A 22,064-nucleotide genomic window follows, 5' to 3' on the forward strand; every position below is an offset into this window, starting at 1 on the left:
CCTCATCGAGGGTGCAGGGTCGGTGTTCTCGACGAGGTCAGGCATTGCGGGCCCGCCGGTCGCGTTCGGCTTCCTTCAGGATTCCGGCCATATAACCGTAGATCTCGCGGTCGCTGATCGCCTTCCAGCGTGGCGCGAGCAGCTTCATGTACTTCTCGACGTATAGCAGTTGCTTGCCGACGAGCACGAGTTCGCGCGGCAGGCGCGCGTCGTGAGCCTTCGCGACGGCGGCCATCTGCCTGCCCAGGTCGGTGTAGCTCATCGCACCGAGTTCGGTCGTCGACAACGGTTTGGTGACGGTCCGCAGATCGTCGGCGCCCTTCTGCGTGGAACTCGGCTTGTGGACGGCTCCGAGTAAGAAGATCGCACGCCCCGCGGAGTCGTAGTCCTGCTTCACGATCAGGTCGACGACGAGTTGCCGCAGGATCCGCCGCGTCCGGGCGTCGAACCGTCCGACGATTCCGAAGTCGAGGAGGACGAGCTTGCCGTCGTCGTCGACGAGGACGTTGCCCGCGTGCAGATCGCCGTGGAAGAGGCCGCCGTGGAACGCCGAGTCCAGCAGGGAGAGAAGGAGGTTGCGGCATAGCGCCTCACCGTCGTGGCCTGCGGCGCGGACCGCGGCCACGTCGTCGATGCGGGTGGCGTAGATCCGTTCCATCGTCATCACGCGACGCGTCGTCAGATCGTCGTAGACGTGCGGGACGCGCACGCGGTCGCCGAACGGTCCCGGCTGCAGGCACGCGAACCATTGGCCCATCGTGGCGGCCTCGTTGCGGAAGTCGAGTTCGGCGTCCAGGCCGTCGGCGAAGTCTTCGACGACGTGCCGGGCCGACAGCATCCTGCCGTACTCCGAGACCTCCAGCAGGCCGGCGAGCCGCTCGAGGATCGCGACGTCGGGCGCCAAGCGGTCGGCGATCCCCGGTCGTTGGATCTTCACGACCACGTCTTCGCCGCTGTGCAGCGTGGCTGCGTGGACCTGAGCGATCGACGCCGACGCCATCGGCGTCTCGTCGAACGTCGCGAAGATCTCGTCCGGCGTGGAGCCCAGGTCTTCGATGAAGATACTGCGCAGCTCGGCGTAGTCGGCGGGCCGGACCTTGTCGAGCAGCGTCTCGAACTCGCCGGCCATGGTCGGACCGAACACGCCGGGGCTCGACGCGATGAGCTGGCCGAGTTTCACATAGGTGGGGCCGAGGTGCTCGAAAGTGCGGCGGACTTCGTGGGCGACGTCCTTGGCGTCGGGGGCGTGCCCGCGCAGCAGGCCGCCGATTCCTCCGGCGAGGAAGCGTCCGACGCCGAAGACGGTGTGCCCGGCGGTTGAGGTGAAACGCCCCGCCTCGGCGACTGCTGAGACCGAGGGCAGCTGACCGCGCGCGGCCCCCGCGTCTTCGTTCTCCACGTCTTCTCTCATGGTCATCACCATTGTGGAGTGTAGTTGACTCGCGTCGGACACTGGTTCTCCCTGATCCGGGCGTGGGGCGCGTCAGCGCAGGCGTTGCCTCGGCGGAAGCGGCGGACTAGCGTCGAGACCAGTTTTCGACCATCAGTCGAAAATCGGATGTGAAGGACCGAGATGACCCGAACCCAGCAGCGTGCCGACCTCGTCGTGATCGGCGCGGGCATCGCCGGACTGACGGCGGCGTTGTCGGCGGCCGAGCGTGGACTCGATGTCGTGGTGCTCAACAAGGGCTCCAGGTGGGATGGGGTACAGCGGACTGTGGGGCAGGGGGATCAAGCGCAGGGGAATCAAGCGCAGGGGAATCAAGCACAGGGGGAGCACTCGACGTCGACGTTCTATGCGCAGGGCGGTATCGCCGTCGTCGATCCGGCTGTGCCCGAGGACTCGATCGAGCTGCATGTCGCCGACACGCTCGGCGCAGGCGCCGGTCTGACCGACCGCGTCGCCACTGAACCTATCCTCGCCGACGGCTGGCCCGCGGTGACCCAACTCGTTCGACGGGGTGCGGACTTCGATTCGGTTGACGGTCGTTTCCTGCGCACCCGCGAAGGCGGGCACAGTGTCCGGCGGATCATCCATGCAGGCGGTGATGCAACAGGGGCCCGCGTCCAGGCCGCACTCGGAGCCGCAGTCGGCGGCTCACCGGTCACCGTGCTCGACGACAGTTGGGCCTCTGACGTGCTCACCTCCGACGGCACGGTGTCCGGTGTCGCGTACGTGCACGGCGGAGTCCGCTCGGTCCTGTGGGCTCCGACGGTCCTGATCGCAACGGGCGGGGTCGGGCACGTCTACGCCGCCACGACCAATCCGTCCGGTGCCACCGGCGACGGGATCGCCCTCGCGCTGCGAGCCGGGGCGCACGTCGCCGACCTCGAGTTCGTGCAGTTCCATCCGACGATGCTGTTCGTCCCGGGTGCGCGGGGACGCCGCACGCTGGTGAGTGAGGCGGTCCGCGGCGAGGGCGGCCGGCTCGTCGACGTCGACGGCCGATCGGTGACCGACGGCGTCCACCGACTCGGCGATCTTGCGCCGCGCGACGTCGTGGCCCGCGCGGTGCGCGCAGCGATGGCGCGGACGGGGGCCGACAGCGTCTACCTGGACATCACCGGTGTCGACGACTTCGAGGAACGCTTCCCGACAGTCACCGCAGGCGTCGGCGCCTCGGGCATGGACATCGACGGCGGCCTGCTGCCGGTGGTTCCCGGGGCGCACTACCTGTGTGGCGGCGTCGTCACGGATGTCGACGGCCGGACGAACGTGACGGGGCTGCTCGCGGCGGGGGAGACCGCTCGCACCGGGTTACACGGCGCCAACCGGCTCGCGTCCAACAGTCTTCTGGAAGGCCTCGTGATGGGGCGCCGGGCCGCCGAACAGGCGGTCGAACGTGCCGGACTGCCGGTCCGCGAGGTCGATGTCCCGGGCGTGCGCGTCGCGCCAGTCCTGGACCGGGCGAGTCTGCAGGACGCGATGTCGGACAAGGTCGCACTCGACCGTGACGCGCACGGACTGGCCGAGGTCGCAGCGCTGCTGCGCGGTGCCGCCGAGCGTCGACTGGATGACCTGGCCGCGGCCGAAGACGCCGCCCTGCTGCTCACGGCGAAGGCGATCGCCGCCGCCGCCCAGGCCCGCGAGGAGTCACGCGGCTGCCACGCGCGCACCGACTTTCCGGACCGCTCGGCGGTCGGCGTGTCGCGTGGTTTCGCGTTCGTCGATGACCAGCTGGTGCCCGTCGCCGAGGTCGAGACGCCGCAGGCGGTCGGTGTGTCGGCCGGGCTCTAGCCCCGGACATCCAGGGCGCCGCGTCTCACCGAGGTTCTAGTGTCGCGTCGGTAAGCTCCGTAGACTGCATGGAGTCCGTGATGATAGGGGTGTGTCCATGAGTGGTGGCCAGTGCTGGTCGTCGATCGTCGCCACCCCTGATGAGCGAGCAGCCCTCGGCCTCGGTGCCGACGGCGAATGGCTGGTCGGATGCGTCCTGCGCGAAGGGCATCCCGGCGCGCATGCGTCCGACGGCGCCCAAGCGCACCGTGGACGGCGGCGGTGGCTCGTGTGGGGCGACTTCGCGCGCGGCGCGCAGATGCTCCGCGACGAGGATCCGTGCCCGATGGTCGAACTCGACGGCGCCCCGTGCCTCTACTACTTGGGACACAGTGGGCCGCACCGGTATCCGGGAATCACCGAGAGCGCTGTCAGCGGGGATGCCCCGTCGCCGCTGGACCGTCGGCCGCCGCAGGTAGATCCGGGTCCCTCGGCAGAGCAGGCGCAGCGTGGTTTCCCGCCAACCCAGCCGTGGTCCGCACCGACCGCGTTCGACCTCGATCCCGAGCCGACGACGGATCGGTTTCCAGCGTTGCCGAAGCCTGCCGGGTGGCCGAACCGCGCGCCCGAGACGTCGAGTGAGTTCAGGTCCGAGTGGTCGTCGGATGTCGGGGTGTCCGCGATGGACCGACTGTTCGCCGAGCTGCCGTCTCTCGCGCCCCAGGACGCACCGGCAGTGAGTTCGCGCAGCGACGTGTGGACGATCCCCGACGTTCAGAGCCACGTCGACCATCCCGTGTCGCCGGACACCCAGGCGCCGCCCGTTCCGATGCCGGACCTTCCGATTCTGGATGTCGATGCCGATCACGTCGAGTTCGCCGACCTCGATGCGCCGGACGTGTCCGCTCTCGCCGGTGAACTTCCCACTGATGAACTCCCTGTCGTCGAAGCCCCTGTCGTTGAAATCCCTGTCGTTGAAATCCCTGTCGTTGAAGTCCCTGTCGTTGAAGTCCCTGTCGCCGAGATCCCTGTCGCTGAAGCCCCTGTCGTCGAGGGGTTTGTGGCATCCCACGACACACCGGCGTTCGAGGACGCCGACCTCGCGCCGGTCTCGAGCGGGCCGACGCGGTTCGAACCCGCCGACCACGTCGAGGGCTCCGACGGCTCGCCGCGGCAGCATCAGCCGGTCGCGGTCGTCAACGAGTACGAGCCGTCGCTGGGCGAGGACACGCCCGGCGGCGCGACGACAGTCGTCTATCGCGACGACCCGAACGCGTCAAGCATGGAAGTCCGGCCCACGTCGAACGACGTGTTGACGACGTCGATTCTGCAGGTCATCGCGTCGAACGGTGATCCGGTCCGGATCGGCGTCCCGACCACGCTGCGGCCGATCTCCGGTCCCGCCCGAACCGCCGACCCGGCGAACGAGCACGTGTCCGGCGACGACGTGAAGGCGATGACCGAGGCCGTCCGCGATGCCGCGGATCGGTTGCGAGCCAACCCCGGCGCCGACGACACCTACGCGATCAGCGAGGCGCTGCGGGATATGGCTTCATCGCTGGGGCGACTAGCCGACCGTTTCGGGAAATAGGGCGACCGTTCATCGTTGAGACCCTAGTCTGGACATATGTCCACGACGTTGCCCGAGATCGGCTACTACGCGCTGTCTCGACATCCCGTCGCGCCTGCGGATCTGGTCGCCGAAGCGCGAGTCGCGGACGAGATCGGACTCGGCGCGGCATTCGTGTCCGAGCGGTTCAACGTCAAGGACGCGACGGTGCTGTCCGGAGCGCTGGCGGCCGCGACGTCGCAGATGGGGATCGGCGTCGCCGCGACCAACCACCACACGAGACACCCGATCGTCACGGCGACGGCCGGGGCGACGCTCGCCGAGTTGAGTGGCGGCAGGTTCGCGCTGGGGTTGGGGCGGGGAATCGGCGCCCAATGGCAGATCTTGGGTCTGCCAACCGTGACCGGAGCGCAGATCGCCGATGTGGCCGGCGTCCTACGCCGCCTGTGGTCCGGCGAGATGATCGTGGGGCACGACGGGCCGGTCGGCGCGTACCCGCTGTTGAATCTCGGTGTCACAGTGCGTGTCCCGATCATGCTGGTGACGATGAGCCCTGCGACGCTGCGACTGGCGGGCGAGATCGCGGACGGCGTCGTCCTGCACACCTTCCTGTCCGACGACGCGACGCGCAATGCCGTCGACACTGTTCGGACGGCCGCCGACCGCGCAGGACGTGACCCTGCGTCGATCAGGATCTGGTCCGTCGTCGCCACGGTCTCCGACGCGCTGGATCCTCCCGACCGCTGCAGGCGGCTCTACGGCCGTCTCGCGACATACCTCCAGGGATACGGCGATGTACTGGCGCGGGCCAACGGTTGGCGCACCGTCGACCTCGACGCCGTCCGGGAGTCGGCGCCGTTCACCTCGGCGCGCGGACCGATCGATGCCAGCGCCACCGACGACGAGATCGCTGCTCTCGCAGACGTGATACCCGCATCGTGGGTCGCGGATTGCGCTACCGGATCGGCGACCGAGTGCGCACAGACGATCGACGCCCAGTTCGCTCTCGGTGTCGACTCAGTGATCCTGCACGGCGCGACGCCGACCGAACTCGCGCCCGTCGTCGACGAGTACCGGCGGATCCGATCGAGATCGGTCGAACTGCCGACGAATCCGGGGTGGATGCGATGATTCCGACGAGTGCGGACGGGCTGACCCCGGAGTATCTGACCGGGCTGCTCCGTCGTCACGGCCGCATCGCGACGGTGACCGGCGTCACGGCCGAGCCGATCGGATCGGGACAGATGGCTGGTTCGTATCGGCTGGCTCTCGATGGCTCCGGTGACGACGTGCCCCGCACGCTCGTGGCGAAGATGGCCGTCGGCGACGAGGCGCAACGAGAGTTCGCCTCGGGCGCCTTCCGCAATGAGGTCCGCTTCTACGCCGAGCTCGTCGGGACCCTCGACGTCCCCGCGCCGCGCACGTACGGGTGGGACATCTCGGAGTCGGGGGCGGAGTTCGTGCTGCTGTTGGAAGATCTCGCGCCCGCTGAGCAGGGCGATCAGATCGCCGGGTGCACGCCGGAACAGGTGGCGGCCGTCGCCGTCGCCGCTGCCGGGCTGCATGCTCCGCGCTGGTGTGACGAGACCTGGTTCGACGTCGACGGGTTCGGCCCGGTGACACACGACGACCGACTCCTGCTCGAGTCGGTGCTGGAGCCGATGGCCGATGCGCTTCGAGGTCGGCTCGATCTCAGTGACGAGGAGGAGGCTGCCGTCGCCTGGCTCGTCGACGGGGCAGGGGACTGGATCGAGCGACCGCCGAGCAGGTTCGCGTTGACGCACGGCGACCTGCGCGTCGACAACGTGATGTTCGCGCCGGACGGGCGGGTCACGATCGTCGACTGGCAGACGATCACGCCTGGACATCCGTTGCGGGACATAGCGTTTCTAGTGTCGACGAGCCTGTCCGTCGACGATCGCAGACGGGAAGAGCGCGGCATCGTCGCCGCCTATCATCGGGCGCTGTCCGAACGGGGAGTCGTGGACTACTCGCCAGACGAATGCTGGGCCGACTACGTCGGTTCGCTGATGCAGGCGCCGCTCATCGTCGTGTTCGGCGCGGGTGCGGCACGGCCGACCGAACGCGGTGATCGGATGTTCCACACCATGCTCAACCGAAGCGCTGCGGCGATCGCCGACCATACCCCCTAGGGGTAGACAAATCCTCTCGAACGGAGTACACCTGGATACCACCAGGGGGTATAAGAGAGGATGGTGAGCATGTCCGAGGAACACACCGCAGACTCCAGTTGTCACGAGGGCGCGGCGACGAGCGGTCACCACGGCTACATCGGCAACCAGGCAGGCTACCTTCGACGACTCAAGCTCATCGAAGGGCAGGCGCGCGGTCTGCAGCGAATGGTCGAAGAAGAGGTCTACTGCATCGACATCCTCACCCAGGTATCGGCGATGACGAAGGCCCTCGAGTCCGTCAGCCTCGCCCTCCTCTCGGACCACATGAGTCACTGCGTCGTCTCCGCGGCCCGCGAAGGCGACGAAGCCGCCGACGAGAAGATCGCCGAGGCCATGAAGGCCATCACCCGCTTGGTCAAGTCCTGACCTTCCCTGTCGGCCGCAGCCGAGACAGCTCCGCTGGTCGAGCGGAGTCGAGACCCAAAAACACGAGGAGTACCCCATGAGTGAGACCACCACCATCGCCGTCGACGGAATGACCTGCGGGCACTGCGCCGCGTCGGTGCGCGAGGAGATCAGCGAGATCGCCGGTGTGACCGACGTCGCCGTCGATGTCGAGTCCGGCCGTGTCGACATCACGAGCGATGCCGCCCTCGATCCGTCAGCCGTCGGCGCCGCGGTGACCGAGGCCGGATACACAGTCCGATGAACGCGCTGTCGCGTCCCGGCGTGCGGATCGCCGCGTTCGTCGTCGGGCTCGCGGCGGCATTCGGTCTCGCGTTCGGGATCGGACGCGCTGTCGGCCCGTGGGACACCGACTCCACACCTGATCACGCGCCGACGGTGAATCACGGTGCGGCGCATCACGAGGAGACGTCGTCATGACACAGACCGTCGACACGGGCCACGAAGTCGATCTGGAACTGATCGGCATGACGTGCGCGTCGTGCGCCAACCGAATCGAACGCAAACTCAACAAGCTCGACGGGGTGAGCGCCACCGTCAACTACGCGACCGAGCAGGCACACGTCGCACATGACGAGTCGGTGACGCCGGACGATCTGATCGAGACCGTCCGTGCCGCCGGGTACGACGCGACGCGTGTGCTGCCTGTGCAGCCGGATGCGAGCGGCGAATCCGCGCCGACTCGTGCCGAACTCGAGGTCGCCGCCCTGCGTCAGCGGCTCATCGTGTCGGCGATCCTGACCGTCCCGGTGATCGTATTGGCGATGGTTCCGGCGTGGCAGTTCACCAACTGGCAGTGGCTGTCGTTGACCTTGGCGGCGCCCGTCATCGTCTGGGGCGCGCTGCCGTTCCATCGGGCGGCGTTCGCGGGTCTCCGTCACGGCACCACCACGATGGACACGCTGATCTCGGTCGGCACGATCGCTGCCTTCGGATGGTCCCTGTACGCCCTGTTCTGGGGCGACGCAGGCGTGCCCGGCATGCGCCACGGATTCGACTTGATCGCGTCGCGGGGCGACGGAGCGTCGAACATCTACTTGGAGGCCGCCGCAGGCGTCACGACGTTCCTTCTTGCCGGCCGGTACTTCGAGAAGCGGTCCAAGCTTCGTGCGGGCGACGCTCTGCGAGCGTTGGCCGAAGTCGGAGCGAAGGAAGTGACTGTGGTCCACGACGGCCGCGAACAGTTGGTCCCGATCGACCAGTTGCAGGCCGGCATGCGCTTCGTCGTCCGACCGGGAGAGAAGATCGCGACTGACGGGGTCGTGGTCTCCGGTGCATCCGCGGTCGATCAGTCGATGCTGACCGGAGAGTCGGTCCCGGTCGAGGTCGCGGTCGGCGACGCCGTGGTCGGCGGAACCGTCAACGCGCACGGCCGACTGGAAGTGGATGCCACCGCCGTCGGATCGGACACGGCACTCGCCCACATGGCGAAGATGGTCGCCGACGCGCAAGCAGGCAAGGCCCAGGTCCAACGACTGGCCGATCGGGTGTCGGCGTACTTCGTTCCGACCGTCATCGCGCTCGCGGCAGCCGTCCTCGGCTTCTGGTTCGGCGTGGGCGGAGGAGCCGCGCTGGCCTTCACCGCCGCCGTCTCGGTCCTGGTGATCGCGTGCCCCTGCGCACTCGGGCTGGCCACGCCGACCGCCCTCATGGTCGGCACGGGACGTGGTGCGCAGCTCGGCATTCTGTTGAAGGGGCCCGAGGTGCTCGAGTCGACCCGCCGAGTCGACACCGTGGTCCTCGACAAGACGGGCACCGTCACGACCGGCGAGATGGCTGTCACCGACGTGATCGCGGCCGACGGCGTCGACGTCGACGACGTGCTCGCGTGGGCGGCCGCCGTCGAGTCGGGGTCCGAGCATCCGATCGGACGGGCCGTCGTGCGGCGAGCTGCGGGAGTTGGGGTTGACGGGCTCGATCTGCCTGAGGCCACCGAGTTCGCGAACCTCGCCGGAGCCGGCGTCACGGCGGTGATCGACGGGTGTGAGGTGTCGGTGACGGGGCCGCGCGACGTCCGCGGTGCGGTGAGCGCGCGCCTGCAGGCCGCAATCGACGACGCGTCGGCCCAGGGCGGGACACCCGTCGTCGTGAGCGGTCCCGACGGAGTCGCCGGAGTGATCGTCGTCGCCGACACGGTGAAGGCGACGTCGGCGGCCGCGATCGCCGAACTCAAGCGGATGGGGCTGCGACCGGTCCTGCTGACCGGCGACAACGAGGGGGCGGCCCGGCATGTGGCCGCGCAGGTCGGGATCGATGCCGACTCCGTGATCGCGAACGTGCGACCGGAAGGAAAGGTCGACGCGGTCGCTCGACTTCAGTCCGACGGCCGGGTGGTCGCGATGGTCGGCGACGGCGTCAATGACGCCGCGGCGTTGGCCTCGGCGGACCTCGGCTTGGCGATGGGTACCGGCACCGATGTCGCGATCGAAGCCAGTGACCTGACGCTGGTCAGTGGAGACCTGTGGGCCGTCGTCGACGCGATCGCGTTGGCGCGCAAGACCCTCGCAACCATCAAGGGCAACCTGTTCTGGGCGTTCGCCTACAACGTCGCGGCTATTCCGCTCGCTGCCGCGGCATTGCTCAACCCGATGATGGCTGGACTGGCGATGGCGTTGTCCTCGGTGTTCGTCGTCGCGAACAGCCTTCGCCTCCGCGGGTTCTCGTCGCGTCGTAGTCTGACCGCATGAGCACTCCGTCCTGGCCCGAACTGGCAGGCCGTAATGTGGCCGCCGCCATGATCCCGTTCTCGGGGAGACTCACCTCCACCTCGCCGGACGGCGTCGACGTCCTCGACTTCTGGCACGCGAGCGGCGGACGGTGGCGGATCGAACGCGACGGCGAGGTGCAGTACCTCAGCGACGGTGAGACGGCGTACTACCGCGGGCGCGACGGCCGGATGGTCGCGGCCGTCAAAGGTCGCCGCTTCGGCATGGTCTGGGTGACGAACGGATTCGGGCCCACCGATCTCATCGGGCCCGACGGCATGCTGCACAAGATGAGCCGGGAGGTCGGAGCCCTGACCGACCCGGTCGAGACCACTCTGGACGGTCGAGCGTCGTGGACGGTCGGGCTGGGACGGCCCGGCGCGGAACCCGACGCGCAGCTCACCGTGGTGATCGACGCGCAGACCGGGGTGGTCGTCGGGCTTGCCTCGGCGCGTGAGGCGTCCGTCGCCGTCGCCGGGCTCTCGTCGGACACTCTCGACGACGAGCTGTTCGTGTGGAGCACGGGGAGCGATCCGATACCGCGGCCCGACCCGGAGCAGACGCGCGCCGTGCTCGCCGAACGGTTGGAGATCCTGTCCGCAGTCGAGACCGGACTCGATCGGCGCGCCGAGGTCCTCGCTGCGGTGGAAGCGTCGGAGACAGCCGACGATGCACGGACGGTCGTCGCCGACCTCCTCGGTATCACCCGCGGAGGCGCGGACGCGGTCCTCGCGCAGCAGGTCCGCCGATTCACCGTGACCGAACGTGCGAAGATTCGCGACGAGGCGGCGGACCTTCGGACGCGCCTCGCCAGCCTCGCGTGAGTGGTACCGCGCAGAAGCTAGGCCGAGATATAGACGCTCGTACGGCCTGAGCGGTACCACTCGCGCGATCGGACTGACGGGAAAAGAAAACTAGAACTTGTTCTAGACAGTCGTCTAGGGTGGGACCCATGAGTGGTCTGGACATTCCCGAAGTAATCAACGCGACCGAAGTCACCGAGTGGAATGACGACGTCGACGTCGTCGTCCTCGGTGCAGGAATCGGTGGATGCTGCGCAGCGGTCGAGGCGTCGGCGGCCGGTGCGAACGTCCTCGTCTTGGAACGGTCGGCCGCAGCGGGCGGCACCACCTGCATGGCGGGCGGGCACTTCTACCTCGGTGGCGGCACCGCGGTGCAGAAGGCGACCGGGCACGAAGACAGTGCCGACGAGATGGCCAAGTACATCACCGCCGTGTCCCGTGACCCGGAGCCCGACAAGATCCGCGCCTACTGCGACGACAGCGTCGACCACTTCGACTGGCTCGAGAACCTCGGCTTCGAATTCGAGCGGAGCTACTACCCGGAGAAAGCGGTCATCCAGCCGCAGACTCAGGGCCTGATGTTCACGGGCAACGAGAAGGTGTGGCCGTTCCACGAGAAGGCGGTGCCCGCACCGCGCGGACACAAGGTGCCCGTCGAGGGCGATACCGGCGGCGCCGGAATGGTGATCGAACTCCTCGTCAAACGACTCGACGAGATGAGGGTGCCGATCCGTTATGAGGTCGGCGGTCGCCGACTCGTCGTCGACGACGCGGGCGCTGTAGTCGGCGTCCAGTACAAAGACGGGCCGAACGTCGGATTCATCCGGGCCAAGGCCGTGATCATCGCGGCGGGCGGGTTCGTGATGAACCCCGACATGGTGGCCGCGCACGTACCGCAGCTCGCGGAGAAGCCGTTCACCCTCGGCAGCACTTACGACGACGGGCTCGGCATCCGGATGGGCGTCTCCGTCGGAGCCGAGCTCAAGCACATGGACCAGGCGTTCATCACCGCACCCGTCTACCCGCCGTCGATCCTGTTGACCGGCCTCGTCGTCAACAAGGAGGGCAAGCGGTTCGTTGCTGAAGACTCCTACCACTCGCGGACCTCCGGATTCGTGATGGACCAGACCGATCGCGCGGCATTCCTGATCGTCGACGAATCGCATATGGAGCGCCCGGAGTTCCCGCTCGCGCCGTTCATCGACGGATGGGAGACCGTCGAGGAGATGGCCGACGGTCTCGGCCTGGACCGCGAAGCTCTCGTTTCGACTCTCGACCGTTACAACGCATATGCTGCCAAGGGCGAGGACCCCGATTTCCACAAGAGCCCGGAGTTCCTCGCACCGCAGGATCGCGGGCCCTGGGCGGCCTTCGACATGAGCCTCGGCAAGGCGCTGTACGCCGGTTTCACCATCGGCGGCATGGCGACGACCGTCGACGGCGCGGTCCTGAACGAGAGCGGTTCGGTAATCCCGGGCCTGTACGCCGCTGGAGCCTGCGCCGCGAACCTCGCGCAGGACGGGAAGGGCTACGCATCGGGCACTCAGCTCGGTGAGGGGTCGTACTTCGGGCGGCGTGCCGGCGCATCGGCTGCAACACACACCTGAGCAGCGCCTGTGACGCAAATTACAGCGGCATGTGGGTTTCGCCCATCATGCTAAGTTCGTCGCACGTTTTTCATAAGCGGGATCGGCCGAGTGTCACCCGCGCGCATCGAGCGAGTTCGACGTAGCACTGGCCGATGGATGCAGACCGCCCCTGACCGGGCGGCCTCTTTTCTGCTATCCGTCTCACCTGGCGCTGCATCGAGTCCGACTCGGCGCGATACCAGATGAAGTGAGAACAGGAATATGAGTGTGGGAGAGGCAGTGACATGCTGATCGGCATCCCCAGGGAGACAAAGGCAGGCGAGACGCTCGTTGCGGCCACCGCGAAGACGGTGGGTCAACTGCAGCAGCTCGGCTACGAGATCGTCGTCGAATCCGGTGCCGGTGTGCTCGCAGAGCAGCCGGACGAGGTGTTCGCCGACGCGGGCAGCCGAGTCGGATCGGCCGACGACGTATGGGCGGCCGACGTGGTCGTCAAGGTCAACGCCCCGTCCGACGACGAGATCGCACGGATGCGCCGCGGCGCGGTGTTGATCTCGATGATGGCTCCGGGGCGCAACCCGGAACTGGTCGAGAAGCTCACGAACGCGGGCGTCACCGCACTCGCGATGGACGCGGTTCCGCGTATCTCGCGTGCGCAGTCGATGGACGTGCTGTCGTCGATGGCGAACGTCGCGGGCTACCGCGCCGTCGTCGAAGCGGCGCACGAGTTCGGCCGCATGTTCACCGGTCAGGTGACGGCTGCGGGCAAGATCCCGCCTGCTCGTGTGTTCGTCGTCGGCGCCGGTGTCGCAGGCCTTGCCGCGATCGGTGCGGCGTCGGCCATGGGCGCCGTGGTGCGCGCGTTCGACGTGCGTCCCGAAGTGGCCGAGCAGGTCGAGTCGATGGGCGCCGAGTTCGTCAAGGTCGACTTCGAGGCGGAGAAGTCCGAGGACGGCTACGCCAAGGAGATGACCGCCGAGCAGGAGGCGGCCACCGCGTCGATGTACGACGAGGAGGCCCGACTGGCCGACATCGTCATCACCACCGCGCAGATCCCGGGGCGTCCGGCTCCGAAGCTGATCAGCGCCGAGACGGTCGCGGCGATGAACCACGGTTCGGTGATCGTCGACATGGCTGCGTCCAGTGGCGGCAACGCCGCAGGTGCGGTCGCCGACCAGAAGGTCGTCACCGACAGCGGTGTCACGATCCTCGGCTACACCGACCTTGCCGGCCGGCTGGCCGCTCAGACCTCGCAGCTGTACGGCACCAACATCGTCAACCTTCTCAAGCTCATCACGCCTGAGAAGGACGGCGAGCTCACGCTCGACATGGACGACATCGTCCAGCGCGGCATCACCGTCACGCGCGACGGCGAAGGCATGTGGCCGCCGCCGCCCGTGCAGGTGTCCGCGGCTCCGAAAGCCGCAGCTGCCGAGAAGGCTCCGGAAGAAGAACCGAAGGAGCCGATGTCGGCCGGTGCGAAGATCGGTTTGGTCCTGTTCGGGGCTGTGCTGTTCTTCCTGGTCAACGCATTCGCGCCGGACCCGATCCCGCAGCACTTCACGGTGCTCATGCTGGCGATCGTGATCGGCTACTACGTCATCGGCAAGGTGGCGCACGCATTGCACACGCCGCTGATGTCGGTCACCAACGCCATCTCGGGTGTCGTGGTCGTCGGCGCGCTGCTGCAGATCGCCACGGGCAACACCACGATCCTGGTGCTGTCGACGATCGCGATCCTGCTCGCCTCCATCAACATCTTCGGTGGCTTCGCGGTCACCCGTCGCATGCTCAGCATGTTCAGTAAGGGGGCATGACAGTCATGGACATCAACTCCATCTCCATCGCGGCGTACATCGTCGCATCGCTGCTGTTCATCCTGTCGCTCGCAGGACTGTCGAAGCACGAGTCGGCCAAGAGCGGTCTGACCTACGGCATGGTCGGCATGGTCATCGCGCTGGCGGCGACGATCGCCCTTGCGGTCAGTGACCTGAACGATCTCGACTTCGCGGGCGCGTCGTTCAACAAGTGGCTGCCGATCGGTCTGCTCATCGCGGCCGTCGTCGTCGGTGGTCTCATCGGTCTGTGGCGCGCCAAGATCGTCGAGATGACCGGCATGCCCGAGCTCATCGCGTTGCTGCACTCGTTCGTCGGTCTCGCCGCTGTCCTCATCGGCTGGAACGGCGCGATCCAGGGTGCTCACCTTGGCGAGGTCGCCCAGGACGATCAGGGTGCGATCATCGGCATTCACGCGGCCGAGGTCGCGATCGGCATCTTCATCGGTGCGGTCACGTTCACCGGTTCGATCATCGCGAACCTGAAGCTGTCGGCCAAGATGAAGTCGGCGCCGCTCATGCTGCCCGGCAAGAACTTCATCAACGTCGGGTCGATCGTCGTCTTCGCTGTCCTGACTGGCATCTACGTCGCACGTGATGCCCACAGCGATACCACCGGCTACATCCTGCTCGCGGTCATCACCGTGGTCGCACTGCTGCTGGGCCTGCACCTGGTTGCGTCCATCGGCGGCGGCGACATGCCGGTCGTCGTGTCGATGCTGAACTCGTACTCCGGTTGGGCTGCTGCCGCGTCGGGCTTCCTGCTCAACAACGATCTGCTGATCGTGACCGGTGCTCTCGTCGGCTCGTCCGGTGCATACCTGAGCTACATCATGTGCAAGGCGATGAACCGCTCGTTCGTCTCCGTCATCGCAGGTGGCTTCGGTATTGCCGCCGGGCCTGCGGACGACACCGACTACGGCGAACACCGGGAGATCCAGGCCGACGCGGCCGCGGAACTGCTGGCGAACGCGAAGTCGGTCGTCATCACCCCCGGCTACGGAATGGCTGTCGCGCAGGCGCAGTACCCCGTCGCCGACATGACCGCCAAGCTGCGGGCCAAGGGCGTCGACGTCCGCTTCGGCATCCACCCCGTCGCGGGTCGTCTCCCCGGCCACATGAACGTGCTGCTCGCCGAGGCGAAGGTGCCGTACGACATCGTTCTGGAAATGGACGAGATCAACGACGACTTCCCAGAGACCGACGTCGTCCTGGTCATCGGAGCCAACGACACAGTCAACCCGGCAGCCGCCGAGGATCCGAGTTCGCCGATCGCGGGCATGCCCGTCCTCGAAGTGTGGAACGCCAAGGACGTCATCGTGTTCAAGCGTTCGATGGCCGCTGGCTACGCGGGCGTCCAGAACCCGTTGTTCTTCCGCGACAACACGCAGATGCTGTTCGGTGACGCCAAGGACCGCGTGGAAGCCATCATCTCCACGCTGTAAGCCTTCGCGCTGAGCACGACTCAACGGCCCCTTGCCTCGTCAGAGGCAGGGGGTCGTTGTCGTCCGACGGTCGACAGAGTAGGACGACCCGATAGCCTGAACACCGATGCCCGACGATTTCCTCATCGCCCGGAACCCCGAAGAGGGTTCGGCACTGCCGTACCTGGTCCGCATTCCCCTCGGACCGCGCGGTGTGGTGCTCAAGACCAAGGACACGTGGCCGGGCGCGACCAAGCTGTACTGTCATCGCGCCGACGGATGGCCGGACGACCCCGACATCGTCGAAGCGCTGCCCGTCCGGTCGGTGAGCAAACGAGGTGCGGCCATCGACCTCGTCCTCGAGCGGGTTAGACGAGGTCGGTCGCAGTTCGTCGTCACTCGGGCGCGTGGTCGGGAGATGATCTTCTGGCAGTCGCGCCAGACGTCCAAGCAGGCGCGTCCGAACATCGCGCTGCCGACCGCCCGCGCGCACGGCGAGGAGCTCGACATCGTCGTCGACTCCGGCGAGAAGTATGCGTGGAAGTTCAGCCACCAGCAGGCGAGCATCGATAAGCGGCGACTTCCAGTCGGCGACTACGCGGTCTTCGACGACGAAGTGTTGATCGCCGTCATCGAGCGGAAGTCCGTCGCCGACCTCACGAGCAGCCTGATGAACGGCAAGCTGAACTATGCGCTCGCGGGGATGGCATCGGAGTTCCGTGCGGCGGTCGTCGTCGAAGCGCCGTACAGTGCGGTGTTCAAGCAAGAGCATGCGCGAGGGGCGTCCGTGGCCGAAGCAGTCGCCGAAGCACAGATTCGCTTCCCCTCGGTGCCGATCGTGTTCTGTGACAATCGACAGCTCGCACAGGAGTGGAGCTACCGATGGCTGGGCGCGGCACTGCACGAGCACCGGCAGCGCGCAGCGACCGATGCCGTCGTCGACACCCTTCCGTCCGGTCCGGCGGCGTCGCCGAAACAGATTCGCGAATGGGCGGTCGCGAGCGGACTGGATGTGCCGGTCAAAGGGCGGATCCCGAAAGCCGTGCGGGAAGCGTGGGATGCACGCAACGGGTGAGCGCATCCGTCACGTGAATGAACCATGGTGAGGGCCCGTCCGTACCATCGAACCCATGGATGACGCCCCGATGTTCGACGTCGACCTGCGCGCTCTGATCGAGGTCCTCGGCACCAATCTGTACACCGGCCCCGGGGTCTACGTGCGGGAACTGCTGCAGAACGCGATCGACGCGCAGAGTGCGGCAGGACGTCCCGACGAGCCGATCGAGATCACCGCGGACGGAAGCACATTCGAACTCGTCGACCACGGCACCGGGATGAGCACGGACACCATCGCCGAGCTTCTCGGCACCATCGGTGCGAGCTCCAAACGGGACCAGTTCGGGTTCGGCTCCAGCACGCAGATCGGCCAGTTCGGGGTCGGCATGCTCAGCGGATTCCTCGTCGGCGGCCGGATCGAGGTGTCCTCGCGCGCCCCAGAGTCCGAGCCAGTCGTGTGGGAGGGGTCGTCGGACGGCCACGTCGAGATGCGGGCGGGCGACCGCACAGAGACCGGGACCACCGTGCGCATCGAAGGGCGCGGCGACACGAAGATGTGGCTCGCGCCCGATCGTGTCCGCGCGCTGGCCGCCGACTACACGGCGATGCACGCAACGCCGATCCTCGTGAACGGCGAACGCGTCAACCTCGGCGTCGGACTGTTCGGCGAGGCCTCGGGCGGACGGGACGCGGCCCGCGTCGCCTTCTGCCAGGACGAGTTCGGGTTCACCCCGTTGGAGATGTTCGACGTGAACGTCCCGGAAGCGGGACTGCACGGTGTCGCTTTCGTGCAGCCGAGCGGCGGCGATCTCGTCGCCCGCGCCGTGCACCGTGCGTATGTCAAAGGACTGCTCGTCGGGGACGTCCCCGGCCTGGTTCCCGAATGGGCGTACTTCGTGCGCATCGTCGTTGACGCGACCGGGCTCAAACCGACGGCCTCGCGCGAAGGGCTCGTCCGCGACGACCTGTTCGACGCCGTCGCAGCATCCTTGGGCGATCAGGTCCAGGCGTGGCTCACCGGGCTCGGGACTCGGCCGGCGCTCCGCGAACGATTCCTCTCCGTCCACGAGCAAGGCGTGAAGGCGCTCGCCGCGCACCGACCAGAACTCCTCGGCTTCGTCGACAAGCACTGCGTCTTCGAGACCAATGTCGGTCCGATGCCGCTCGCCACGTTCCGTGCCCGCTTCGACACCATCCGGTATGCGGGCACGATCGACGACTACCGGGTGCTCGCCGACGTCCTCGCCGGTCGCGGGATCGGGCTGGTCAACGCCGGCCACGCCTTCGAGACGGCTGCGATCAGGGCGATCGTCGCCGCCGATCCGGCGATGCGGTGCGAACCGATCGGGCAGCAGTTCCTGCTGTCGGCGCTGTCGATGCCGTCGCCGGAAGTACGCGGAGAGTTCGACGACGCAGTGCGCATCGCGCGTCGCGCAGTCTCGCCGTTCCAGTGCGAGGTTACCCTCCGTGCGTTCGAGCCGGAGTCAGTGTCGGCGCTGCTCCTGACCGACGACACGGCGCAGATCGCGCAGGACCGTTCGGCGATGCTGTCCCAGACTGCGGGCGAACCGGATGCGTGGCTCGCGGCGCTGTCGGCGATCGACGACGGCGATGCGGCGCCAACCCGGCCGTCGCTGGTGTTGAACGCGACGAATCCACTGATCAAGAGGCTGCCAGACCTGGCGGACGATGTCGTTGCGGGTGCACTCGTGCGCGTGGTCTACAGCCAGGCGATGCTGCGTGCCCGCCGGTCGGTGCGTGTCGCGGCAGCGTCCGAACTCGACTCGGCGATCACCCTCCTCGCCGACCTGGCAACCCGTGACCGACTCGAAGGGAGTTCCGAATGACCAGCACAGAGCCGATGGATCAGGCCGTCTCCGAACTGCTCGACGATCTGTGGATGGCACGACACGGCGACCCCCGGTTCGGCCACGAGGACTTCGGGCCGTTCCCGTCACTGATGGCGAGGGCCGACGAACTCGACGACCTCGACCTGAAGTTCCTCACCCGGGTGGAAGGCGCGTACGCCGCACTTTGGGCGGGGCGGACCACGGACGTGTTGACCCTCGTCGCCTGGTTGCTGCAGACGATGGACGCGCACGCAGCCGAACTCGAGGTGCAGGACTGGCAGGTCGATCAGTTCGAGACGACCTTCGTCGACCTGCTCGACTCCCTCATCGGGGTTCCTGAACTCTCCCTCGACCAGGTGGAGGCACTTGTCGCAGACTGGGCTCGCCGCGTCCGCGGCACCGCCTACTACGCACCCGCCGTCGAAGCCGCCGTGTACGCGGTGGTCGCCGTCCACCGCGGCGATCGCGCAGGCGCACTCCGGATCCTCGATTCCTGCACCGACTTCACGCCCCCGTCCGGAACGTGCGGACCGGGCACGCGGGCTACGCTCGCCGCCGTCTACAACGCGGCAGGCAGCTACGAGCAGGCCAGGGAGCTGTCGACTCCAGATCTCGACGGTGACCCGAGTGAACGCTGCGGCTTCTATCCGGCGGAGACGTACGCCGCGCTCATCGAGGGCTGGGGCAGGGACGGCCGCCGCGACGACGTCGTACGCGCGGCCGCGTCGATCGATGCCACGTACAGTCCGATCGGTCTCTACAACCACATCGCGGACACACTCGCCGCACTCATTCGCGTCGACGCGCTCGATGAAGCGTTGCCGATGGCACTGAAGCATCTCGACGCCGTCGACGAATGCAGCAACGCGTACGAGCAGGCGCAGTTGGCTGCGGCATTGTCGGCCACGCTCGCCTCCGCAGCTGCTGCCGACCCCGACACCGCCGTCGCACGACGGGACGACGACGGTGCCCCCGTCCTGGTCTCGGCGTCGCAGCTCGCGGACGAGCTGGCCGACCGGGTTCGCCTGGCCGCCAGCCGATTCGACGTGCGGAATGCGTCGACAGCGGTGTCGTCGACGTTCGAGGAGACTCTCGCGTTGCGGACGGCCGGATCGCATCGTAATGCGGGCGGCCGAGTGAAAGCCGTGGTCGATCGGTCGGCGGAGGAGCTGGTCAGCGGACTGTCGTCGTTCAGCTCGGTGTCGCCGCGACGGTCCGTAGAGTGCGCACAGGCGTTGCGCGGCAGGATCGATGAGCTCGAGGGGCGGAGCCTGGCCCGCGCCCGACACATGCTCGCGTGGGACCGGCGCCGTGAGGATCCACAGCAGGCGGTCGTCGAACTGCGGGGCATCGCCGACGAGACCAGAGAGTCGTACCCGTCGTGGGCGGCGCAATCGGACCTGCTGGCGGCACTGTTGCAAGTCCACGGCGGCGACGCGGAGCCCGAGATCCTGCTCGAGTGGCCACGGGAAGACCCGTCGTGGAGCGCGGGTGCGCAAGTCAACTTCGCCCGACTGCGCGCGATGGCCGTGGCGCCGTTCGACGCGGAGCGCGCGGTCGCAGCTGTAGACGCGGGCCTTGCCGTCCTCGATCGCGTGGACCGCGGTGAGCTCCCGCTGATCTCCGATCCCGAGGCGTTGGCCGCTGCCGTCGGCTCGATCGACGCGGACGCTGCAGCCCAGCGGGCAGTCCTGCACCATCTACGTGCCGACCTGGTTGGGGAACTGGACGTCGACGAGCTCAACGCGGGCGACCCGGCCGCAGGGTTCAACGCGGGCGACCCGGCCGCAGACATCGACGCAGCGCTCGTCGCCGCACGTCGAGCGGTGGAGTTGTCGTCCGATCCGGATCAGGCGATGTCGTTCCGCGGTGAACTCGTCGATGCCTTGCAGTTGGCGGCGGGAGCCCAAGCGCACACCGATGTCGGTGCAGCGCTCGTACTGTTGGCGGACGCGGAGTCGAACGCCAGATTCGCTCAACTCGGCCAGCTGCTGAATGCGCGAACGGCGCTGCTGCTCGAGGCAGGCGACACAGACTCGGCCCGTGACGACGCCGAGCGCGCGGTTTCGGTGTGGACTGTCGAAGGCGATCAGCATGCTGCCGATTCGTCGCGGTTCGACCTCGCACACGTCATGTTGGCACGCGACGAGGATCCGCTCGCGATCATCGAGCTCGTGGAGCCAGCCGTCGAAGTGATGGCTGCGATCGGGGACATCGGCTCGGAGATGCACGGTGCACAGGTGTTGGCCAGGGCGCAGTCGGCGGCAGGGCGCGCCGATGATGCGATCGGGTCGTTCACGCGGGTCATCGACGCGTACACAGGCCAGGCCCCATTGGTGGTGATGGGGCAGCTGTACACCGCGCGTGCGGTCGATTACTCCGAAGTCAAGCGTTTCGGTGAGGCGCTCGACGACTTGGACTCTGCCGTCGACTCGTATACCCAAGCGGGCGACCGCTTCGAGGCCGCTGACACTCTGCGGACGGCAGCGCTCACCGCGCACTTCGCGGGCGAGAGCGGCCGCTCGTTCGATTACCTCAGCCGAGGCGAGCACCTGTATGAGGAACTCGCGACGTCGGCTCCCGTCGACTTCGAACGTGCCCGCCTAGAGTTCGCGCGGGCCGACATCATCCGTGATCGCGAGCCCGAACGCGCTGAGTCGCTCCTGGGCGACGTGGCAGGTCGGGCTCGCGCCGCGAACTGGATCGGCCTCCTCATCCCCGTCCTGCACCTGAGCGCGATGCACGCGATCGAGAACGAGAAGCCAGAGCGCGCGCGCGATCTGCTCACCGAAGCGCTACGCCACGCCCCGGACCACCCCGCGCTCACCGGCCTCCTGGCCGAACTGGACTGATCGGCGGCGTAACGGATCTCGACTCCGCTCGATCGGCGGGGGTGGAGGCTCGGTCTGCGGGTGCGGATGGTGACGCTGGGTCTGGCCCACACGTGGGTCGAGCGGAGTCGAGACTGCCTACTGCGGAAGGGATCTCGACTCCGCTCGATCGGCGGTGGAGGAGGCTCGGTCTGCGGGTGCAGATAGTGATGCTGGGTCTGGCCCACACGTTGGTCGAGCGGAGTCGAGACTGCCTACTGCGGGGCTGGGGTGACGCTGGGTCTGGCCCACATGTTGGTCGAGCGGAGTCGAGACCGTGTGCTGCGGAACGGATCTCGACTCCGCTCGATCACGTGGGTTCAGGTGGTGGTTGCAACGCTGGTTGTGTTAGTTGCTGTTGGTTGTTGATAGTAGTTCGTTGAATTTTTCTGCTGGGGTGGCGAATTCGTGGACTTGACGGGGGCGGCGGTTGAGTCGGTCGGCGACCTCGCGGAGGCGGTCTTTGTCGTGCACGCTCAGGTCGGTGCCTTTGGGGAAGTATTGGCGCAGCAGGCCGTTGGTGTTCTCGTTCGTGCCGCGTTGCC

The 22,064-nt window shown here is 67.5% G+C and carries 17 protein-coding genes; 15 read left to right on the top strand and 2 right to left on the bottom strand.

Annotated elements, in window-relative coordinates; translation table 11 throughout:
• Positions 1–37: 37 nt before the first annotated feature.
• Entirely contained in the window at positions 38–1,417 is a 1,380-nt protein-coding gene (locus L5G32_RS18310; protein ID WP_237012531.1) for an ABC1 kinase family protein, read from the bottom strand.
• A gap of 156 nt (positions 1,418–1,573) precedes the next feature.
• Between L5G32_RS18310 and nadB the strand changes: the two genes are divergently transcribed.
• The 15 genes from nadB (at position 1,574) to L5G32_RS18385 (ending at position 21,501) form a co-directional block, all read left to right on the top strand.
• Positions 1,574–3,238, top strand: a complete 1,665-nt coding sequence (gene nadB, locus L5G32_RS18315; RefSeq protein WP_237012515.1) for an L-aspartate oxidase — start codon at positions 1,574–1,576, stop codon at positions 3,236–3,238.
• A 97-nt stretch (positions 3,239–3,335) separates the two neighbouring features.
• Entirely contained in the window at positions 3,336–4,808 is a 1,473-nt protein-coding gene (locus L5G32_RS18320; RefSeq protein ID WP_237012516.1) for a hypothetical protein, read from the top strand.
• A gap of 36 nt (positions 4,809–4,844) precedes the next feature.
• Complete coding sequence (locus tag L5G32_RS18325) at positions 4,845–5,918, top strand: TIGR03857 family LLM class F420-dependent oxidoreductase (RefSeq protein ID WP_237012517.1); 1,074 nt, start codon at positions 4,845–4,847, stop codon at positions 5,916–5,918.
• Positions 5,915–6,940, top strand: a complete 1,026-nt coding sequence (locus tag L5G32_RS18330) for a phosphotransferase (RefSeq protein WP_237012518.1) — start codon at positions 5,915–5,917, stop codon at positions 6,938–6,940. The genes L5G32_RS18325 and L5G32_RS18330 overlap by 4 nt, the downstream gene beginning before the upstream one ends.
• Positions 6,941–7,009: 69 nt before the next feature.
• Positions 7,010–7,348: a metal-sensitive transcriptional regulator gene (locus L5G32_RS18335; RefSeq protein WP_237012519.1), complete on the top strand. Its 339-nt coding sequence runs from the start codon at positions 7,010–7,012 to the stop codon at positions 7,346–7,348.
• A 76-nt stretch (positions 7,349–7,424) separates the two neighbouring features.
• Complete coding sequence (locus L5G32_RS18340) at positions 7,425–7,631, top strand: heavy-metal-associated domain-containing protein (protein WP_237012520.1); 207 nt, start codon at positions 7,425–7,427, stop codon at positions 7,629–7,631.
• Positions 7,628–7,807 (top strand): hypothetical protein, encoded by a 180-nt coding sequence (locus L5G32_RS18345; RefSeq protein WP_237012521.1) that lies wholly within the window; start codon positions 7,628–7,630, stop codon positions 7,805–7,807. Before L5G32_RS18340 ends, L5G32_RS18345 begins: the two co-directional genes overlap by 4 nt.
• Complete coding sequence (locus L5G32_RS18350) at positions 7,804–10,074, top strand: heavy metal translocating P-type ATPase (protein ID WP_237012522.1); 2,271 nt, start codon at positions 7,804–7,806, stop codon at positions 10,072–10,074. The genes L5G32_RS18345 and L5G32_RS18350 overlap by 4 nt, the downstream gene beginning before the upstream one ends.
• Positions 10,071–10,916: a hypothetical protein gene (locus L5G32_RS18355; RefSeq protein ID WP_237012523.1), complete on the top strand. Its 846-nt coding sequence runs from the start codon at positions 10,071–10,073 to the stop codon at positions 10,914–10,916. The genes L5G32_RS18350 and L5G32_RS18355 overlap by 4 nt, the downstream gene beginning before the upstream one ends.
• A 128-nt stretch (positions 10,917–11,044) precedes the next feature.
• The gene (locus tag L5G32_RS18360) at positions 11,045–12,502 is read left to right on the top strand and encodes an FAD-binding protein (RefSeq protein ID WP_237012524.1); all 1,458 of its coding nucleotides are present in this window, start codon (positions 11,045–11,047) and stop codon (positions 12,500–12,502) included.
• A gap of 266 nt (positions 12,503–12,768) precedes the next feature.
• A complete protein-coding gene (locus L5G32_RS18365; RefSeq protein ID WP_237012525.1) occupies positions 12,769–14,301 on the top strand; it encodes a Re/Si-specific NAD(P)(+) transhydrogenase subunit alpha in 1,533 nt (510 codons plus the stop codon).
• A 5-nt stretch (positions 14,302–14,306) separates the two neighbouring features.
• Positions 14,307–15,764 (top strand): Re/Si-specific NAD(P)(+) transhydrogenase subunit beta, encoded by a 1,458-nt coding sequence (gene pntB / locus L5G32_RS18370; protein WP_237012532.1) that lies wholly within the window; start codon positions 14,307–14,309, stop codon positions 15,762–15,764.
• Between the two features lie 106 nt (positions 15,765–15,870).
• Positions 15,871–16,818, top strand: a complete 948-nt coding sequence (locus tag L5G32_RS18375; protein ID WP_237012526.1) for an ERCC4 domain-containing protein — start codon at positions 15,871–15,873, stop codon at positions 16,816–16,818.
• A gap of 55 nt (positions 16,819–16,873) precedes the next feature.
• Complete coding sequence (locus L5G32_RS18380; protein WP_237012527.1) at positions 16,874–18,646, top strand: HSP90 family protein; 1,773 nt, start codon at positions 16,874–16,876, stop codon at positions 18,644–18,646.
• A complete protein-coding gene (locus tag L5G32_RS18385; RefSeq protein ID WP_237012528.1) occupies positions 18,643–21,501 on the top strand; it encodes a hypothetical protein in 2,859 nt (952 codons plus the stop codon). Before L5G32_RS18380 ends, L5G32_RS18385 begins: the two co-directional genes overlap by 4 nt.
• 366 nt (positions 21,502–21,867) lie before the next feature.
• On the opposite strand, the gene L5G32_RS18390 is transcribed toward L5G32_RS18385, so the two are convergent.
• Positions 21,868–22,064, bottom strand: a 197-nt coding sequence (locus L5G32_RS18390; RefSeq protein WP_372491725.1) for a transposase, incomplete at its 5' end; no start/stop codon positions are given.

This window comes from Gordonia zhenghanii (assembly GCF_021738965.1).
Classification (GTDB): Bacteria; Actinomycetota; Actinomycetes; order Mycobacteriales; family Mycobacteriaceae; genus Gordonia; species Gordonia zhenghanii.

Coding starts and splice junctions, on each gene's coding strand:
- L5G32_RS18355 (WP_237012523.1), top strand. CDS start 10,071: ATGAGCACTCCGTCCTGGCCCGAACTGGCAGGCCGTAATGTGGCCGCC.
- L5G32_RS18320 (WP_237012516.1), top strand. CDS start 3,336: ATGAGTGGTGGCCAGTGCTGGTCGTCGATCGTCGCCACCCCTGATGAG.
- L5G32_RS18310 (WP_237012531.1), bottom strand. CDS start 1,417: ATGACCATGAGAGAAGACGTGGAGAACGAAGACGCGGGGGCCGCGCGC.
- L5G32_RS18335 (WP_237012519.1), top strand. CDS start 7,010: ATGTCCGAGGAACACACCGCAGACTCCAGTTGTCACGAGGGCGCGGCG.
- L5G32_RS18380 (WP_237012527.1), top strand. CDS start 16,874: ATGGATGACGCCCCGATGTTCGACGTCGACCTGCGCGCTCTGATCGAG.
- nadB (WP_237012515.1), top strand. CDS start 1,574: ATGACCCGAACCCAGCAGCGTGCCGACCTCGTCGTGATCGGCGCGGGC.
- L5G32_RS18345 (WP_237012521.1), top strand. CDS start 7,628: ATGAACGCGCTGTCGCGTCCCGGCGTGCGGATCGCCGCGTTCGTCGTC.
- L5G32_RS18340 (WP_237012520.1), top strand. CDS start 7,425: ATGAGTGAGACCACCACCATCGCCGTCGACGGAATGACCTGCGGGCAC.
- L5G32_RS18385 (WP_237012528.1), top strand. CDS start 18,643: ATGACCAGCACAGAGCCGATGGATCAGGCCGTCTCCGAACTGCTCGAC.
- L5G32_RS18330 (WP_237012518.1), top strand. CDS start 5,915: ATGATTCCGACGAGTGCGGACGGGCTGACCCCGGAGTATCTGACCGGG.
- L5G32_RS18375 (WP_237012526.1), top strand. CDS start 15,871: ATGCCCGACGATTTCCTCATCGCCCGGAACCCCGAAGAGGGTTCGGCA.
- L5G32_RS18360 (WP_237012524.1), top strand. CDS start 11,045: ATGAGTGGTCTGGACATTCCCGAAGTAATCAACGCGACCGAAGTCACC.
- L5G32_RS18365 (WP_237012525.1), top strand. CDS start 12,769: ATGCTGATCGGCATCCCCAGGGAGACAAAGGCAGGCGAGACGCTCGTT.
- L5G32_RS18350 (WP_237012522.1), top strand. CDS start 7,804: ATGACACAGACCGTCGACACGGGCCACGAAGTCGATCTGGAACTGATC.
- pntB (WP_237012532.1), top strand. CDS start 14,307: ATGGACATCAACTCCATCTCCATCGCGGCGTACATCGTCGCATCGCTG.
- L5G32_RS18325 (WP_237012517.1), top strand. CDS start 4,845: ATGTCCACGACGTTGCCCGAGATCGGCTACTACGCGCTGTCTCGACAT.